The sequence below is a fragment of the Pseudomonas chlororaphis subsp. aurantiaca genome (assembly GCF_013466605.1).
Classification (GTDB): Bacteria; Pseudomonadota; Gammaproteobacteria; order Pseudomonadales; family Pseudomonadaceae; genus Aquipseudomonas; species Aquipseudomonas chlororaphis_I.
In genome coordinates, this window is sequence record NZ_CP059162.1 from 2858782 (window position 1) to 2875260 (window position 16479).

Annotated in this window: 8 protein-coding genes and 3 pseudogenes; 8 read left to right on the forward strand and 3 right to left on the reverse strand. The window is 50.9% G+C overall.

Annotated features, from left to right (window positions below):
• Positions 1-5: 5 nt before the first annotated feature.
• Together H0I86_RS13310 and H0I86_RS13315 are read left to right on the forward strand one after the other, a co-directional pair.
• On the forward strand, positions 6-398 hold the full coding sequence (locus H0I86_RS13310; RefSeq protein WP_180925371.1) for a helical membrane plugin domain-containing protein: 393 nt from the start codon (positions 6-8) through the stop codon (positions 396-398).
• 15 nt (positions 399-413) lie between these two features.
• Positions 414-1238, forward strand: coding sequence for a methyltransferase domain-containing protein (locus H0I86_RS13315; RefSeq protein ID WP_180925372.1), 825 nt, complete (start codon positions 414-416; stop codon positions 1236-1238).
• A gap of 73 nt (positions 1239-1311) precedes the next feature.
• Here the strand turns inward: H0I86_RS13315 and H0I86_RS13320 are convergent.
• Positions 1312-2171 (reverse strand): annotated as a pseudogene (locus tag H0I86_RS13320) (integrase core domain-containing protein).
• Between the two features lie 295 nt (positions 2172-2466).
• Here H0I86_RS13320 and H0I86_RS13325 point away from each other — a divergent pair.
• Both H0I86_RS13325 and H0I86_RS13330 read left to right on the forward strand, forming a co-directional pair.
• A complete protein-coding gene (locus tag H0I86_RS13325) occupies positions 2467-3108 on the forward strand; it encodes a hypothetical protein (RefSeq protein WP_180925373.1) in 642 nt (213 codons plus the stop codon).
• A complete protein-coding gene (locus H0I86_RS13330; RefSeq protein WP_180925374.1) occupies positions 3105-6053 on the forward strand; it encodes an ADP-ribosyltransferase in 2949 nt (982 codons plus the stop codon). The genes H0I86_RS13325 and H0I86_RS13330 overlap by 4 nt, the downstream gene beginning before the upstream one ends.
• Positions 6054-6418: 365 nt before the next feature.
• On the opposite strand, the gene H0I86_RS13335 is transcribed toward H0I86_RS13330, so the two are convergent.
• Positions 6419-6670, reverse strand: coding sequence for a hypothetical protein (locus H0I86_RS13335; protein WP_180925375.1), 252 nt, complete (start codon positions 6668-6670; stop codon positions 6419-6421).
• A gap of 36 nt (positions 6671-6706) precedes the next feature.
• Between H0I86_RS13335 and H0I86_RS13340 the strand changes: the two are divergent.
• Positions 6707-7857, forward strand: a pseudogene (locus tag H0I86_RS13340) (IS3 family transposase).
• A gap of 135 nt (positions 7858-7992) precedes the next feature.
• Here H0I86_RS13340 and H0I86_RS13345 read toward each other — a convergent pair.
• Positions 7993-8229 (reverse strand): annotated as a pseudogene (locus H0I86_RS13345) (transposase); the annotation flags it as partial.
• A gap of 320 nt (positions 8230-8549) precedes the next feature.
• On the opposite strand from H0I86_RS13345, the gene H0I86_RS13350 reads away from it, so the two are divergent.
• The 3 genes from H0I86_RS13350 to H0I86_RS13360 all read left to right on the forward strand — a co-directional run bounded on the left by H0I86_RS13350 (position 8550) and on the right by H0I86_RS13360 (position 16400).
• Positions 8550-10895 (forward strand): Ig-like domain-containing protein, encoded by a 2346-nt coding sequence (locus H0I86_RS13350; RefSeq protein WP_180925376.1) that lies wholly within the window; start codon positions 8550-8552, stop codon positions 10893-10895.
• Positions 10892-11962 carry an RHS repeat-associated core domain-containing protein gene (locus H0I86_RS13355; protein ID WP_180925377.1) on the forward strand — a complete coding sequence of 357 codons (1071 nt, stop codon included), beginning with the start codon at positions 10892-10894 and terminating at the stop codon, positions 11960-11962. The genes H0I86_RS13350 and H0I86_RS13355 overlap by 4 nt, the downstream gene beginning before the upstream one ends.
• Before the next feature lie 283 nt (positions 11963-12245).
• Entirely contained in the window at positions 12246-16400 is a 4155-nt protein-coding gene (locus H0I86_RS13360; RefSeq protein ID WP_180925378.1) for an RHS repeat domain-containing protein, read from the forward strand.
• Positions 16401-16479 lie beyond the last annotated feature (79 nt).

A 16479-nucleotide genomic window follows, 5' to 3' on the forward strand; every position in this document is an offset into this window, starting at 1 on the left:
AACTCATGGATGCCCCCAATGAGTCACCGGTAATCAGTACCAGCGTCAACGCTTTATTACCTGATCACAATGTTGGACTCGAAACGCTGCTGAGTAAGCTGCAACCGCTGTTGGACGGCGGTCGCATGGATAATATCATCGATGCCCTCGCTTTGGTTTCCGACCTTGTCGATCTGCTAGATCCTGCCTTGGTGGAAAAGCTTGCCGGGTTGTTCGAGGATGCCACTGCTGTTTCCTGGAGCCTTGGCAATGCGTTGCGTATGGCCAAGGCCGAAACCACTGCGCAGGCGGTTCCCCCCAGCCTCTATGGGTTACTGTCGCTGCTCCGCGAAACAGACACCCGTCGCGGAGTGGCACTGATACTCAGAACGCTAAATGTCATTGGAAGACAACTTTGACTTAAGGATTAGCTCATGATCATCAAGCCTCAGCCGTCAACGGTAGGGATTGCTTGCACCCAATGGGATCCCCAAGCTTATCTGAAATTTGCCCGTCTGAGAGAACGCCCAGTGGTAGAGCTGCTGGACCATATCGGCCTGCAGCATCCAAAACGTATCTATGACCTGGGTTGCGGCACCGGAATTGCAACTCAGTTATTGGCCAAGCGCTGGCCACAGGCTGATCTGACAGGAGTGGACAGCTCGACGGAAATGCTCAACGAGGCTAGTTACCTGCCAATCAAGGCGCTTTGGCACAAGTGCGATCTGCAACATTGGCAGGCTGATCAACCAGCAGATCTGTTGTTCGCAGCTGCAGTTCTGCACTTCATCAACGGTCATGAAGTGTTGCTACCACGCTTGCTGAGACAGCTCAAGCCCGGGGGGTGCCTGGCGGCGCATATGCCAAACTGGCGTGATGCACTCTGGTATCAGCTGATGCTCAACACTCTGGAACAGGCCGGTCCAGATGGCGGCCCGCTGGGTACACCGGAGCTGCGCCGATTCATGGCCGAACGCCCAGTGCTGTCACTGGACTGTTACTATCGTTTGTTGGCTCCACTGACCAAGGACTTGGATATCTGGGAGACAGAACACTTACAGGTTGTTGAAGGCCAGTCACCGATCTTCGACTGGGTCAAAGTCTCGGCACTGCGTCCGGTGCTGCTGGCACTAGACGAGCAGGAGCGGCAAAGGTTTCTCGATCATTATCTGGCCCAGGTCCATCAGCACTATTCACCAGAGGGAGATGGACATACCCTGTTTCCGTTCAAACGGATCTTCATTCTCGCTACTGTCTGAATGAAAGATTGCGATAGCCGTTATACAGCTCTCCACTCTAATTTTACAGAGACTCCATCAATCACTCCAAATTCTAGGCGTTCGGTCCCGGAATGAGATGGTGCGGATTAATTGTGAAACGGTCTGGATTTTGAGTCCAGGCCTCACAGATCACCTTGAAGGGCGTGCGCCATCGCAAGGCCTTTAAATACCTAGCGAAGTTGTAGGCCATCACGAAAGCCAATACGTGGGCCTTCAGAGCATCAAAATTGGGGTAGTGGAACACCTTGACCGTCGCCTCTTTTATCGTTCGATTCATTCGTTCGACTTGGCCGTTGGTCCAAGGATGATAAGGCTTGGTTAGGCAGTGTTTGATGTTGTGCTCGTAGCAAACACGATCAAAGATGTGTCCCCCAAAGCGATTGGTGGCGCCGCCTCGATGCCTTGGCAGCTCGGTAAACGCTACGCCGTTGTCAGTCAGGACGGTATGGATCCGGTACGGAAATGCTTCAATAGCCTGACGCAAAAATGTTGCGCCGTTGCGTTTCGTTGCGGCATCGAAAAATGCGACATAGGTGAACTTGCCGCGCTTGGCTGCGTTGGTGTTCTTGGGGATTAGGCTGATTCCGTGACGTACTAGGCAGCGATGCAAGGCGCTGCGGCTCAACTGGGGAAGGCACTCATGAAGATGCCCCAGCATGTCGTCCAAAGGCAGCATTGTCCGTCGACGGAACTCAACCACCATCTCTTCTTCAGTCGGTGTCAACTTTTCGCTGCGCGGTCGAGCAGGCCCCATTCGCGAGTCCTTGGTTGTTGACCGCGAGCGCCATTTGGCTACGGTTTTACGTTCAGTCTGTAACGGGTTGCAAGCTTACGATTCGACTCTTGCGACCCTTGGAGCTCGGCTCGAATTCTCGGCGTTGTTCGGGCTGAACCATGAAGACGTCCTTCCATAATGCATCCTCTTGTTCAGTTGTTAAGGATGCACCATGACTCTCCGAGACTGAACACCTAGCATTGCGTTCAATATCGTCTAGATCAAAATGCGATTATTGATCAGGCTTCAATTTCTTTCCAGATCAAAACTCTTAAAAAAACATATAAATACATACCTTTAACCGTTCGTCTGAATGCTATGTCACAGATATGCATGACCTAAATATGTAACTACCTTCATGTGCGGAATGTTCTCTGCATCGGTAGATAATGTCGAGAAAACAAATGCCTTCACTAAACAAGGAGCGGCTAGATGGATCTGGTGCAATGGAAGTGGCGGCCCCTTCAACAATTGCACGTGATTACAGCTACAGGCCACGTACTGCAGCGGGGTCATTCCTGGGCGTATGGCCCACAGCAACTTAACGGTATTCCGCCTTCGATATATGAACTGTTCCAGTCTGTAACGCGGACTCCCGTGCGCAACGCCGTACTGGTCGCCGATCAGTACCCAGATAGTCCAGAACAGCAAATCCAGATAAGGTTGTCATACAGCGATGGCTTTGGTCGTGAGCTACAGACCAAGCAAAAGACCGAACCTGGCTTGGCTTACGTCGCCGGTCAAGATGGCCAGCTCGTGCTGAATAGCACTGGCCAGCCATTGGTCGAGGATACAACGCCAGCCTATCGCTGGATTGTATCCGGACGCGTGGACTATTCGAATAAAGGTCAGCCGGTGCGTCGCTACCAACCGTACTTCCTCGATCAGCCTCAATACATCAATGACGCCGCGATGCGCGAATGGAGCTATGCCGATACGTACTATTACGATCCGTTGGGGCGAGAATGTGCGGTGGTGACTGCGCTTGGCTACTTGCGCCGGATACGTTTTTATCCTTGGTTCACGATTACTGAAGACGAGAATGACACCCTGGGTGAGGTACTCACATCATGAGCCGTCATTCGGCTGTTCCTCCAAGCGATTCAGCAACTCAACCGGACCTGCCCACCGCCCAACGCTGCCAGGGCACTCCCACCCTGGCAGTGGTCGACAACCGCGGGCTTATGGTGCGTACCGTGCAGTACAACCGCACCGAGATGGAAGGACCGCTGGAGGAACTGATCACCCAGCAGACGTATTCCGTACTGGGCCACCCGAGCAGTAGTATCGACCCTCGATTATTGGCCGAACAGCAGCTTGACGCCTCTGTGCAGCCCAACTTCCGCTACCAGCATTCGCTCTCCGGGCGCCCCCTCAAAACCCACAGCCAGGACGCCGGCGCGCTACTGGTGGTGTACGACTGCGAAGGTGGACCGGTCTGGCAACGCAACAGTCGGGACCAGCAACAACGCCGTACTTATGATTCCTTGCATCGCCCAACGACTTACTACGAACAGGCCGCCAATGACCCGGAACAGGTCAGCGAGAGATGGTTCTATGGTGAAGAACTGCCTGTCCCGGCCGCCAATTGTCGGGGGCAACTGCTACGCCATTATTCTCCCGCCGGGCTCTCTGTCACCCCGTCCTATAGCGTTATCGGCCAGCTGCTGACCAGCGAGCAGCAGTTCCTGCGCGACGAAGTCCTCAACAGCGACTGGTCGGGTGACGATCCCGCACGCTGGAACGACGACCTGACCGTGCAGATCTACACCAGCCACTGGGGGTTCAATGCCCTGGGCATCCAAGTCCATAGCGCCGACGCCAAGGGCAACCAACAGCGTCAGCGCCTGAATATCGCCGGCCAGTTGGCGGGCAGCGAGTTGCAACTGTTCGGACACACCACGGCGCACGCTGTGCTGCGTACCATCGACTACAGCGCCGCCGGTCAGGTGCTCCACGAGGAAGCCGGTAATGGGGTGGTCACCGATTACGGGTATGAACCGCAGACCCAACGCCTGGCGGCCCTGACCACCAGCCGTCCCGAACTGACGGGACGCCCGCGGCTCCTGCAAGCCCTGACCTATCAGTACGACCCGGTGGGTAACCTGCTATCCATCAGCGATGGCGCCGAACCGACCCGCTACAGCCATAACCAGCGGGTCGAGGCAGCCAGTCAGTACAGCTACGACGCACTGTACCAGCTGCGTCAGGCCTCCGGCCGCGAGAACGCCAATGCCACCCAGCAGGCCCAGGCCCTGCCCCCGGCCATCGTGCCGTTGTGGCAGGAAACCGGCGAGCTGACCCATTACAGCCGCACTTATACTTATGACCGCGGCAGCAACCTGACCACGATCCGACATGTCGGACTGCATCCCTATACCCAGCAGATGGTAGTGGCCCCCACTTCCAACCGCGCGGTTCAGCAAACCCTCGGGGTAACCCCCGGCGATGTCGATAGCTTTTTCGACGCCTGCGGCAACCTACGTGAGCTAAACGCCGGCCAACCCCTGGCCTGGAACAGTCGTAATCAGTTGCAACGCAGCACCCAGGTGGTGCGCAGTGGCCTCGACGATGACGCCGAACAATACTGGTACGACGGCCAGGGCCAGCGCAGTTGTAAACTCGCCACCACCCGAACCAGTGGCACCACCCACACGGCCCGAGTGTATTACCTGCCCGGCCTGGAACTGCGCCAGACCCGCGTGCAACCACACGTGGGCGAACCGAGCGTGAGCGAAGCGCTGCAGGTGATCAATGCCGGTGCGGCCGGCCGTCAATCGCTGCGGGTGTTGCATTGGGAACAGGGCAAACCGGCTGCGATCGAAAACGACCAGTGTCGCTACAGCCTGGACGATCAAATCGGCTCCTCTCTGATCGAGCTGGACCAGCGGGCCGATATCCTGACCTGGGAAGAATACTTCCCCTTCGGCGGTACGGCGGTGTGGTCGGCGCGCAATGAGACCGAGACCCGGTACAAGTTTGTTCGGTATTCGGGTAAGGAGCGTGATGGCACCGGACTCTATTACTACGGTTTCCGCTATTACGCGCCGTGGTTGGGACGCTGGTTGAACCCGGATCCGGCGGGAACCGTGGATGGACTGAATCTGTTTTGCATGGTCGGAAACAACCCGATTACATTTAATGATAGCGATGGCAGAAGTAAAGGAAAGATGCTCTTACGTATCCTGGCGCAGATCATCCAACCGTTTGCGGCGGTGCGAGAGTGGATCGGAAACCTGCTGGGTCACAACACACCGCAGGCTGCGCCCGAGGTCCAACAGGCGATCGGTCGGGAGTTGAGGGGTAAAGTCGTGACCTTGCCACCTGCCGACAAACTGGCCGATGCACTGATCGAACATTTCGGGTTGGAGGCCGAACAGTACCTGGATGAGCCTAAGGATGGTAAAGCCTCAGCCTTCAGCAACGGGGAAGCGATGTCCATCGGGCTCTACACCAATGGTGAATATAAGTCTTTGAACAAAAAATTGCGGGCCGGCAAGGAGTTGGATCAGGGCCAGTTGCTAATTACCAAGGGTTTAAGCTCAGCCTTCGATAAGGCGGACGCTGGCAAGAGCGTCGTCAAGACCTTCCGAGGCACCCATGACGGTGACGCCTTCAGCGATGTTGCAGAGGGCCAGAAAGGCCGGGACGCAGGTTATCTGTCGACGTCCTTGAATGCGCAGACCGCCAAGGAATTTAGCAAAAATGGCACCCTGTCGACCGTGTTCGGCAAATCCGGGCTGGATGTCAGCGCCATCTCGATCGAAGCAAACGAGCAGGAGATTCTCTACAACAAGGATGCAGAAATGACCGTGCTGTTTAGCACCACGGACAGCCAGGACCTGACCAAGCGCGTGCTGGAGGAGTCGGCTCTATCATCGGAGAGCGGACGTCAGAAGGGCATGGTCGATGCGCTGGATTTACCCGCAGCACCGAAGGCGCAGTCAGGTAATGCCCTCAGCCAGGATCCACGTCTGAAACTGCGTGGCCTGTCAGGCCGCTGGCAGCGAAGGTGTTGAGCCTGGGAGAGATCATCGCCGAGGCCGCCGGGTTCTGTTGCGGTTGGTAGGCGGGTAAAGTGCAAGTCTGACGCCTACGAAAAGCGATAGGCACGCTTAACTGGCTGGTATCAGGGTACGGTGTTTTGCGTTCCAGCAGACAAAAAAAGGTTCTTCACGGAATCCCGGGAAACACAGAAACAAGAACGCCGATTTGATTGATGATGTTCGTGCGAGCAAACACATCTAACGATCCGGTGTTCTTATGCATAAGATGTTGCCCAGGTTGACGTCGATCATGTGCCCAAGGAACGCTGAGTCGAAGTAGTGCAACTCAAGCTTCGACTTTCGGCAATCAGCAATTCAGCATTAATGTGAATTCGCCATTACTTTCTCGGAAGAGAGATGATCTTCGAGGCCCTGGCCATCTGCAGCTGCTCAAGGAGGGTGGCATTCTTGGCCTGCAGTTCAATAATCAAGGAAAGTGCCTCTTCGCGCTCGGCTTCCGCAACCTGAAGATCAAGTTCCGTCTTGCGATGACTATCAACCAATCCCTGGTACTTGCCCTTCCATGCCTCGACCCGCTCCGCGTAGGTACGGCGCACACGCGTTTGAATCGCCCCGGGTTTCGTAGACACCTCTTTGCCTTAAACTGAGGCCAATCAGGAGGTGCCATGAGCAACCCGCGTTACCCCGAAGAATTCAAAATCCAAGCGGTCAATCAAGTGACCGAAAAGAAGCTGCCTGTCGCTGATGTAGCGGTCCGTCTTGGCGTGTCGACGCATAGCTTATATGCCTGGATAAAGCGCTACAGCAAACCTCAAGAAGAACGACAGCAAGACGATGATCAGCACGCTGAACTGCGTCGTCTGCGAGCAGAACTCAAGCGCGTCACTGAAGAGCGAGACATCTTAAAAAAGGCCGCCGCGTACTTTGCCAAGGAGTGCGGCTGAAGTACGCCTTTATCAAGCAGCGCGCGGGCGACTATTCGATTCGGCGGCTTTGTCTGACGCTTAAAGTCCATCCCAGCGGTTATTACGCCTGGCTGTCCGAGCCGCAATCTGTACGCGCCAAAGACGACCAGCGACTGCTGGGTTTGATCAAGCATTCATGGCTGGAGAGTGGCGGCGTTTATGGCTATCGCAAAGTCCATGACGATCTGCGCGAGGTCGGTGAAGATTGTGGTCGCCATCGTGTAGCGAGGCTGATGCGTCTTGAAGGTCTGCGCTCTCAGACAGGGTATCGACGCCGCCCTGGAAAGTACGGCGGTAAGCCAGCGGTCGCCTCACCCAATTTGCTGAAGCGCCAGTTTGATGTCGTAGAACCCAACAAAGTTTGGGTCACCGACATCACCTACATTCGCACTTATGAAGGCTGGCTGTATTTGGCTGTGGTGTTGGATCTGTTTTCTCGCTAGGTCGTTGGCTGGTCAATGAAGTCGCAGATGACCAGTGATTTGGCTATTGACGCGTTGTTGATGGCGGTTTGGAGGCGTAAACCGAAGCAAGAAGTGATGGTTCATTCCGACCAAGGCAGCCAGTACAGCAGCTCCGATTGGCGCAGCTTTTTGAAGGCAAACAATTTGGTTGCCAGCATGAGTCGCCGAGGCAACTGTCATGACAACGCTGTGGCCGAGAGCTTTTTCCAGCTTCTGAAACGGGAACGGATCAAGCGAAAAATCTACACCTCGCGGCAAGATGCTCGTAGTGATGTGTTCGATTACATCGAGATGTTCTACAACGCAAAACGCCGTCATGGTTTCAACAATCAGCTGTCACCGGCAGAGTTTGAAAAGCGTTACGCAATGAGCTTGCAAGGTGTCTAGAGAATCCGGGGCGATTCAAACTGTGTTTGCCGAGATCGATACCGATCAGCGCTGATTCGCTCATGATGATGGCCTCCGAAAGTAAAACACCCTGCGAAAGGGTAGTCCTCGCAGGGGGTGGGGGTGACCATCTCATTAGTAATGTTGTAAACACCGCATGGCGCAGGCCAGCGAGACCATCGCCGCATAACTTTTCGCCAGCTTGTCGAAGCGCGTAACGATGCGGCGGTTCTCCTTCAGCCAGCCAAACATGCGCTCGATGATGTTGCGCTTTCAGTACTTGTGCTTGTCGCACAGTCTGGGCAAGACAGGCTTGGGCTTACGTTTTATGGTGCGCAAAGGAATCACCGGCTGCATCCGGTAGCGATCGCACTAGCCGCTCCTTGTTCAGTGAAGGCATTTGTTCTCTCAACATTATCTACCGATGCAGAGAGCATTCCGCATATGAAGATAGTTACATATTTTGGTCGTGCATGGTTGTGGCATAGCATTCAGACGAACGGCTAAAGGTATGTATTTACATGGTTTTTTAAGAATTTGATCTGAAAAGGAATTGAAACCTGATCAGTAATCGCATTTTGATCTAGGTGATATTGAGCACAATGCTAGCGTGTTCCTCACCGCCCGGATCGCTAACTCCATTCAGAATTGATGCGCGAATCAGGTGTTTTTTATTTGCAAGGAGATGGGACATGACAGGCTACTCACTGGACGAGCTCCTGGTCTGGATGGATGGGAAATCGAAAACCTTGGGTTGGGACGCACTGGTTTCTTACGATCAAGCCAAGATCAATATGCTGATGGAACAGCAGTATGTATCCAAAGTAGGGGCGGAGCAGATTATCCCCCCGATCACTCAGCGCATATCAGGGACAGGTGTCACCAGCGTTATAACCGGGATGGTCCTGGGCAATCCGCTGTTGTCTTTTGAATCTGCCGACCTGCAGAACTCAAGAGCCAACCTGACGATGCCTTTTCTGGCGGGCACCTATACGGCCGAGATCAGGTCCACTGGAGTGCCGGTGCATATCGACAAGATGAGCACTGTCGTGCCCGGTTGTAACTATGTATTGACCATGGGTATTGATCTGCAGGGCAGTACCGGAGCGATCAATGGCCAAGGGGAAGTTTTCCTCGACCTGGGGACCGGCGTCGATTTCAAGGTTAACTTTGTGGACACCCCTGAAGAGCAGGAAAGAATCGGCAACGAGTTCAAGCGGCTCTACCTAGATGCGCCCGACAAAAAGAGGAAGTATATTCTGGGCATGCTTGATGCCGTTGGCGATTACGCCTTGACGCCTCAGAAGTTTTACATCCGGACCCAACCGGCACCTGGTGCAAATTTACGGGGAAGTGCCTCGTATGGCGAGGGGGCGGTTGTGTTGTTCGTGAAAACAAAAGCAAGTATTAGAGAGCCAGAGGGGACTTTTCCTTCGTTAGGCTCGGATTTTCGTTATTTGATTCCGAACAATACGGACCAAACAGGTAAGGCTCTCTACTCTGGTACGGTGCTGATTGCCAGCAGAACGCTCTTTACATCCCTCTTGGCGCCTTACTACTCTTCGCTACTAAGTGATGCCGAGTTCATCGTTGTAAATGGCGGAACTAATGATCTTGCATGCAAACTTGAAGTAAGGGAAGGGGCTTACCAAAGTGGTGAGCCCTTTTTTCATCAATATTCGTGGCTTGGGCCTGACAATGTAGGTTATATAAGTCAGTTCTGGTCTGGTCATACCAGGTATATTGAGGAGCGAGTGCCTGTAACTCTTCCATGCAAGGGCTTGGATATAGGCTCTACCAACGGGATGTTGAAAGTTAAATGGGCAAACGAATCCGATCAGCCAGGTACCAGGTACGTGTATACGCAGCGTTTCGGTCCTAAGGAGGGGGCAAACTCGAATGACCAGAAATATATACATGTCTCATTTGATAGTGAAGGGGTTTCTCATGCGGAAGTTGGTGCTGAGAACATGGTTTTCTTTGTACAAAATTCAGATTTAAGCCGCGAGAAGGTATTGGTAAGCAATACCGGATGGATGAATTTGAATGATGAAACGGATATTATTATAGCTAATCAGCTTACAGAGATAACCAAGAATTCTACGCATCATATCTGCAGTGCTACCGTGCCGCAAATAGATCTGTTTACTTTGGCTAATTTGCTTTTTCCTGAAAAAAATACCTTACAGCTGACCAGCGCCAATCTTCCCGGCGACTTGGCCTGCTTTGGTCAATTGGCCTCTGAGCGGAGCAGTTTTAGAATAACCCCGCTGCAACCGGTGGTAGTAGCGGAGCAGACTCAGCAGTTTCGTGTCGACCCCCCTGTTTATACGAGCGAGCCAGTGACCTGGAGTGTCCGGGCGGTTACCGACGGATTACCTGGATCGATTGACGCCAATGGGCTCTACCGTGCGCCCTCCGCCGTAGCAGGAGCTTCGGCGCATCAGGATATCATCACGGCGACCATTGGGACGGGGACCGGTTTGAAACAAGCCAGCGCCGTGGCGGTAGTCGTCAATCATGCCATTACCGTGAACCCGGCGTTCAAGCTTTATGATCCAGTGGTAGGGGGAGTAGAACTGAGCGCCGCGACGCAAGGCGCCAGCGTCGAGTGGCGAATCGTCAGTGGTGGCGGCACATTGACCACATCTACAGGCTTGAGCACCACATTTACAGCGCCTCCTGCAACGAGCGCTCCCGCTCAGGTGAGCGTCATTGAAGCGCGGGATGCTGAGCAAGGCGATATCGGTCGCTCGACGGTCCTGACGCTGAAATCCGGCACGATGTTGGGCCTTGAAATAATCCCGGTCTCGATTGAGGTACGCGGTCCATCGGCGCAGATTCAGTTGAATGTCCTAAACGATGAAGCTAATTCATCAGCTTACCAGTGGGAAGTGTTGTCGGGTGGCGGCATTGTAAAAGACGGACTCTATACCGCTCCGGAGCTTGTAGAGGATAGCTGCGCAATCGTCTGGGTGACTCTTGCTTATGGCTCGATGCGACTATACGGCTATGCAGTCATCCCGCTGAAACGATGAACATTGCCTCCCACAAGCGGCGTTTCACGACTGATATTACACAGACCGAGTTAGAGATATACGGTATGAAGCTTTCAGGTGCGTTGGGTAGCGAACTCTCTATATCGACCCCTCAATTAGGTTTTAATGGTTGTCTATTCGATTCGATCACCGGTTGTTATCACTTAGGTAATGGCTACCGACTGTACAACCCTGCCTTGCGTACGTTCTATTCCCCGGACAGTTTCAGTCCATTCGGTGCTGGTGGTGTCAATCGGTATCAATATTGCAATCTGAACCCGATCAATTTCATCGATCCTAGCGGGCATATCAGTGTGCAAGCGGGGGTTGGGGTTGCTTTAAGCGTTGTAGGTATTTTGCTATCGGTCTATACCCTGGGCGCAAGTCTTTCGCTGGTGGCGGGGGCGGCGGCGATGACTGGTGGGGGGGCGCTGGCGGTAGGTTTGGGAGTCACCACCTCTGTTTTGGGATTGGCTTCCGGTGCCACGGGTATTGCTTCGCATGCTCTTGAGGAGTCTGACCCTGTTACCTCTGAGGCATTAGGGTGGGCATCCTTGGGGTTGGGGATAGGAAGCATGATCACTGGAATTGGTGGAGCCGTAGCGACGACCAGGGCATTGAGAATGGCGAACAACCCAGGACGCAATTTAGAGACGATGCTGGCACGTGGTCGTGTAAGAGGAATACTTGAAGGGGGTGTACCTACGCGGCAGCAGGCTAATTATCAGTTCTTGCCTTATAAGAGCGGAAGCGTTCAAAGCATGCGGTTAAATAATACTACGCCGTATTTTGCAACTGATGAACTTACAGGCTGTGCAATGACGGTAAGTCGCTCAGGCGGAAACGTAAGCGTTTCGCATATTGCGGCTAATTATATGGAAAAACCATTCTGGCGCTTAATGAATCCGGCCCGAAATATACTTCGCGAGAATGCATATGGAGAAATGGCTCGATTCGCTGGCGGGCGTGTAGGCAAGACGTGGGCATTCGGGTATCAGAAATATTCGACCCCAGTGAACTCACTTTTCCCTAGGCCATCTGGAGAACCAATTATTCTGAATTGGTAAGCTAGTCCAGAAATTCGGTCGGTTCAAGTTTCTAGGGTGTTACCATGAGATACTTGAAACTTGATATTAAAACAAAGGGTGCCATGAACAAGTATGGCGGCATGCTGTAGTTTTCAAGTTGAACGGGCTTATGGCATTTTCAATGTGTAGTCACTGGCGGAAGTAGCATAATACAGAGCAGCAGTATAAGATTTGAACCTATCCGTCATTAAGCAGGCTGCTTTGCTAATGTAAATCTCCGCAGCCGGTGAATGCTTAGCTTATTATTCAGGAGAATAATCTTATGACCAAGGATATAGATACCCTTGTGGAGTCGGAGTCGCTCGCCGCAACACCACAAAAAGTATTCTCTGAGGCTTATAATCTGAGTGGTTTAACGTCGTCGGTTAACAATCGCACAGGTTCATTTCAAGCATCAGTCATATTGGCCCAACTTTCCCGCGGACTCCAATGCCCAGCTAGCTTTAACCTAATTCTGTTTGTAGGGGCTCCTAATCATTATGGCAATATGGTCTCCGGCACGGCGGCTACTGCATATTTTGGGTTTAACGTCCCACGTTTGGTTCTCACTCCAATCGAGAGTCGAATGTACTGTGCAAATGGTGCAGTAGAGGAGATTGTCGTGCCCACTAACAACGATGAAAACAAACTGGGGATGCTGTACCACCGTACCAAGGACATGTTAATTGAGAGGGTCCCGCAGCCGCCCTATCCAACCCCCATCTGGGATGATAAATATCAGGTATCTTATAAGAATGGCACAGTAGAGTATTACGATAAAAACGGCTATTTGGAGAAAATTATTTCCTCGGCAGGACACGTATTAAGCTTTTATTACTATAGTAATAATACCTTAAAAAAGGTAAGTGACGAGGACGAAAACTCAATAGAGTTGAACTATGTTACTCAGGGCGACAATACAACTCTTACCGTCACGCAACTTATTGCTGGGGAGAAAGTCGAAAGAAAGGTGACAATCTCAAGAATTATGCGTGATAGTGTTGCGGAATATTTTGTCGATAACGTCACCATGCCAAACAGCAAAGAGCTCATTCGTTTTCTTAGGAGCAATATTTTAGGTCAGCCTTATCTTGGCGCAATCATTCAACCTACGGGTTTGGCGCAGATAGTATACCACAAGGCGATAAAATATAGTGACACCCAAGACATATATGTCGTAGAGCTGTTACTTGAAAAAGACGCTGGCGAATATGAGTCGGCAGGGACTCCGCAAATAAAAGTTAAATATGATTATAGTGAACATAACTTTACCGGTTATACGAAGGGGTGGACTCCTATCTCTGGGGTGGATAACTGCATTCGGCACACTACTGATTATACCTATACTGTCACGGAAAAGCACAGTGATATGACCATTGAAAGGACGTTTAATCGGTTCCATCTATTGATCAAGGAGATCACACGAGATGCAAATGGCTTTAATAGCCAGACTGACGATTATACATACCATGTGGTGGCTGGGGATATAAGACAGCAGCCTCATAATTATTCGTTCTGGAAAAAATTGAAAACTACCTTCAGGCGTTGTGAGTCGACGCGCGAAGAGTTTCAAGAGCGCACGCACGATGACTTCGGTAATCTGCTTTCCCAGAAGCAGGCATCCGGAATAAAGATAGAAAACAAGTACTACCCTGAAAACTCTACCGTGGAAGAGGGATGTCCGCCTGACCCAAAAGGCTACTTTCAAGGCTATTTAAAAGAAACAGTAACCTCGCCAAATCCCAATGCGGAGATAAAGCCCGAAAATAAAGTTTCCACATTCAAATATTCAAGGGTAGACGGTTATTCATACAACGATCCCAATACGGGGAGGGTAGTGACACCTTATATGATACTGCCGTCTGTTAGTATTGTTAATGGGGTTAATACTGGAGATATCTTCTATAAGTTGAAATCTGAAATCACTACGACAGAGAATAAGATATTTGTCGGGGTAAAATATAATATTGCTAGCACGTCTGCGGGCTGTACTTGTCTGGAAATATATTCCTGGGGGTTTGATGAGCGCAAGGTAAAAGTCTCGACGGAATATACGGCATGGAAGAATAGTGAAGGTGATAGCAATAGAGTCATTCAACTCCGTGGTTCTTCTTCATTTAGTCTGGCATCAGGAAAAGTGTATACAGAAGTATCCGCTGCAGGAGACACAACAAAATATGAGTACAATGACCAAGGTTTTTTGACGAAAAAGACGAGTTTCTTCGATACCCCCGCCGTAGAGGTAGAGAGGTACGAGTTTCAGTACTGGTACAAGTTTAGTCCCCCTATATGCCAGGAAAATCGCTGCAAATTGACGACAGCAAACAATCAAGTATTTAATTACTATTATAATCGTAATGGTCAGTTGACTTACGTAGAGCTTGTGGGGGAGCTGGAGAGTCAGATATTGCAAAAGCTGACATACAATCAACAAGGGCTCATGGAGACAGATACTTTATATGAGAAAGGGGTCAATGGGAATTCTTTCGATGATATAACAGTTGAGAGCACTACCCGTTATACGTACCAGATGCGTAATTTGATTTTGAGTGAATTTGCTGATGGCACTCAAGAGTATTTGTCTGAAAATCCGGTGCTGCGTATGCAGAAACGGTACAGCCAGCCCAAGGGTGCTGTGTATTTGACTTTCTATAATCAATACGGACTCCCCGGTCAGTCACGAGTTACTTTTTATGAGTCCGGTAGTGATGTTAGAAGCGAAGCAACTCTGGAGAAAAACGTATACGATGGGTTCGGGCGGTTAATTGAGGTCACTAATTCGAGTGGCGGAGTCACCTCTTTTGAATATGACACCTTGGACCGGGTGGTTAAGGAGAAAGTAGCAGACGCTGGCTTCTCGCCACACCAACCCAATGTGACGGCCTATGGCTATTCTTCGTATATTCCTGTCATGGACCTTCCAACCCGTATTGAAAGTAGCATTGCTCAAAGTCAGATCATGTTGGCAGCTCGAACTTATGATCTATTGGGGCGCTTAGAAGAGCAAAAGACACCTGGCGGTGTCGTAGAAGTGGTAGAAAAATATCTTTATTCCAACAGCCAGAGCCAGCAGCCTTCGACTGTCAGAATTAATCCAGGTGCGACTCCGAACGAGAATGACGGAGAAATGGCATATACGTACGATCCCGTCACACAGCTGGTGACGGAGTCGGTAAGCAGGGGGATAAGTTCTATACCTGTTGCTACCTCAAAGTTTTACTATGATAACCTTACCAAGCAAATCACGCGTTCAACCATAGAGTCTGAAGGAACTCAGTGTGTGTGTAAATATACATACAATGCTTTCGGCTCTCAGCTTAGTATGGGTACCACCACTGCCAAAAAAGGGGAGAGTTACGAACTGACAATGCGATATTCTTCAAGTTCAAAGTTTGTAAACTTTAAAGATGTAATGTTAGAATCCCAGCAAAATCAGCTGAAGCTCAAGCTTTCTAATGGATATGATTCAATAGGTCGACTAACTAAAAGGATTTACGAGGCCATAAAAGAAAATAAAGAAATTGAGTCATTTGGAATGGAGATACAAGTGAGTGTGCAGTACCTGCCGATGAGTTCTGGGTTCGGCGCAGGGCAGGTTGGGTCGATTGTGGTGCTTGTTTTAAATCCGAACTCCGAGGTGGGGACACCGCCCACTAAGATGGAGATCTCTTTTGGATATGATCAGTTCGCTATGGAGGCGTACCGCGAGTATAAAATAAATGGTGTTTTTGTATTGCGGATTGAAAATTCATTTATGCCAAATTTGATGTTAGCTAAGAAGGTTTCTAAAAAAACGGATACCGCAATAATTCATCAAACTTTCAGTTATCATCAATCGTATGGGCAACTTTCGCTGTCTACCTCTGGTGCTTCTCCGGAAACGAGCACTAGCACCTCGTATACATTTAATGGTCTTTACCGAATCAACACAGTGGTGGAACCGTCAGCGACCACGCAATACACTTATTTGAAGGATAGGGTTGTGTCGTATAGAGCGGGTAGTGAGGCGATCCAGGGATTTTCCTATGATAGTCGCGGGAATGTGATGACTGACAATTCGCAGAGCATGTTGAAGTATAACGCTGCCAATCAGTTGGTATGGTTTAATCGAACAGGAGAGCAACGCTATACCTATATGTACACACCTTCTGGCCAACTCAGCCAAATAGAGAGCCCCACAGGCGAAGTGAACACATATATGTATGATGAAGAGAACCTGATAGGAGAAATGAGTGGCGATCTCAAAGCGCTTTATCTTGAGGTGAATGGTATTAGATTCGGCCGATATGTTCAGAGCGCTGAGATAGAACAGCTTGAACTCTACGCGGTAGAGATATCGGGTAGTGTGCGCTGCGTGTGCAAATATGATAGCAAGGGTGTTGAGCTTGATAAAATGTACTATAATTATTCTGACTATGGCGAAAGAAAAGAATGGTGATAATTTATCTTGTTCTGAGTTTCGTGGGAGTCTCCGAGGAGGCTCTCAGCGAAGCAGATAGTGTTAGCAGATTATCCTG

Coding starts and splice junctions, on each gene's coding strand:
- H0I86_RS13330 (WP_180925374.1), top strand. CDS start 3,105: ATGAGCCGTCATTCGGCTGTTCCTCCAAGCGATTCAGCAACTCAACCG.
- H0I86_RS13310 (WP_180925371.1), top strand. CDS start 6: ATGGATGCCCCCAATGAGTCACCGGTAATCAGTACCAGCGTCAACGCT.
- H0I86_RS13325 (WP_180925373.1), top strand. CDS start 2,467: ATGGATCTGGTGCAATGGAAGTGGCGGCCCCTTCAACAATTGCACGTG.
- H0I86_RS13350 (WP_180925376.1), top strand. CDS start 8,550: ATGACAGGCTACTCACTGGACGAGCTCCTGGTCTGGATGGATGGGAAA.
- H0I86_RS13355 (WP_180925377.1), top strand. CDS start 10,892: ATGAACATTGCCTCCCACAAGCGGCGTTTCACGACTGATATTACACAG.
- H0I86_RS13315 (WP_180925372.1), top strand. CDS start 414: ATGATCATCAAGCCTCAGCCGTCAACGGTAGGGATTGCTTGCACCCAA.
- H0I86_RS13360 (WP_180925378.1), top strand. CDS start 12,246: ATGACCAAGGATATAGATACCCTTGTGGAGTCGGAGTCGCTCGCCGCA.